General features: G+C 65.3%; 3 protein-coding genes. 2 read left to right on the top strand and 1 reads right to left on the bottom strand.

The genetic code is table 11. From position 1 onward, the window contains the following. Positions 1-444: BMP family ABC transporter substrate-binding protein (locus ABZ396_RS40715; RefSeq protein WP_359187206.1), on the top strand; the 444-nt coding region annotated here is incomplete at its 5' end. A 107-nt stretch (positions 445-551) separates the two neighbouring features. Here the strand turns inward: ABZ396_RS40715 and ABZ396_RS40710 are convergent. After that, positions 552-875, bottom strand: a complete 324-nt coding sequence (locus ABZ396_RS40710; RefSeq protein WP_358915777.1) for a hypothetical protein — start codon at positions 873-875, stop codon at positions 552-554. 285 nt (positions 876-1,160) lie between these two features. Here ABZ396_RS40710 and ABZ396_RS40705 point away from each other — a divergent pair. Further along, positions 1,161-1,531: BMP family ABC transporter substrate-binding protein (locus tag ABZ396_RS40705; protein WP_359187202.1), on the top strand; the 371-nt coding region annotated here is incomplete at its 3' end.

The raw sequence follows: 1,531 nt of genomic DNA, 5'->3' as shown, positions 1-1,531 counted from the left end.
CTGACGCAGACGCCTCAGGAGGGTGGTTTCTCCAGCCCGGACAAGGGCGAGAGTGCCGCGAACGGTCAGATCGACTCCGGTGCCGACGTGATCTACGCCGCCGCCGGCCTCTCGGGCCAGGGCGTGATCAAGTCCGCCGCCGCGCACAAGGTGTGGGCCATCGGCGTGGACTCCGACCAGTACAAGCAGAGTGCCCTCGCCAAGTACAAGGACTACATTCTCGGCTCCGCTCTGAAGAACGTCGGCGGCGCGGTGTACGACCTGGTCAAGTCCGTCGTCGACGGCAAGGCGCTGTCGGGTGAGATCCGCGGCGACCTGAAGTCCGGTGGCGTCGGCTTCGCCGACTCCAACCCGAAGTACGTGGCGATGAAGAACGTCGTCGCCGCCGTGGAGAAGGCCAAGCAGGACATTGTCGGTGGCACGGTCACTGTCAACACGCAGTGAGTGTGCCGTCGGCCTCCGGCCCGACCTGCTGACGAGGAAGCCCCGGGGTCGCCGCCCCGGGGCTTCCTCATGGTGTCCGTGAGCGAGTGCGCACTCTGGACCGAGGATCAGAGCCTGTCGGTCTCGATCCTCATCCTGTAGACCTCGACACCGGACTTCTTCGTGTCGGTGGTGCAGACGCCCTTGGAGGTCTCGCCGTTGCGGGTGTTGACCCACTTGCCGTAGACGTTGAACGTGCTGCCGGTGGGACCGATGCAGACCACCTTCACGCGGTGGACGTCGAAGCGGGTGTCTCCGCCGGTGCACTGGCCGTAACCCGTGGACCGGTCCGAGGAAGTCCACGTGCTGCAGTTCGTCGAGGCCATGGCAGGCGTCGCCACACCCACCACGCCGACGCCCGCCGTGGCGGCCGCAATCTTGTTCAGTTTCATGATCCTCCCCAGGGATCCAGAGAGATACCCGCAGGTTGGTCGGCCTGCGGGGTACGTGACTCGATCACGGATCGTGCCGCAGGGAGCGCTGCGTAAAGATCCTTCCGCAGATGGATCTTCGGCCTGCGAGTGGCTGTACATGACACTGGGGCGCGTGTCGGGCCGAGAGTTCGAAACGGTCGGATAACGCTCTGGCAAGACGGGGTTCTCTGATATGTCTACGCGCGTTACGCTGCGGCGGAATCAGCGCCTGGTATGGGCGCTTGCACAAAGGAGTCTCGTACCATGCGCAGGGTGTCCCGTATCGCCATCGCAGGCGCCGCCACCGCGGCCCTCGCCGTCACCATGTCCGCTTGTGGGAGCAGTTCCACCAGCTCCTCCACCGGGGGCGGCGAAAGCAAGGGCATCGGTCTGGCCTATGACATCGGCGGCAAGGGCGACCAGTCGTTCAATGACGCCGCGTTCGCCGGTTTCCAGAAGGCCGAGGCGGAGTTCAAGATCGGCGGGCGGGACGTCGAGCCGAGTGACAACGAGACGGACGCCGACAAGGCGGCGCGGCTTGAGCAGCTCGCCAAGGCGGGTTACAACCCGATCATCGGTGTCGGCTATGTGTACGCGCCGGCGGTCAAGGAGGTCGCGGCCAAGTATCCGAAGAT

It is taken from the genome of Streptomyces sp. NPDC005866 (assembly GCF_040629895.1).
Lineage (GTDB): Bacteria > Actinomycetota > Actinomycetes > Streptomycetales > Streptomycetaceae > Streptomyces.
The sequence above is the reverse complement of the archived record's forward strand: the minus strand, read 5'-3'. Positions and strand labels throughout refer to the sequence as shown.

What these genes read in the sequence shown, in the direction of transcription:
- ABZ396_RS40710 (WP_358915777.1), bottom strand. Translation starts at nt 875, where the DNA reads ATGAAACTGAACAAGATTGCGGCCGCCACGGCGGGCGTCGGCGTGGTG.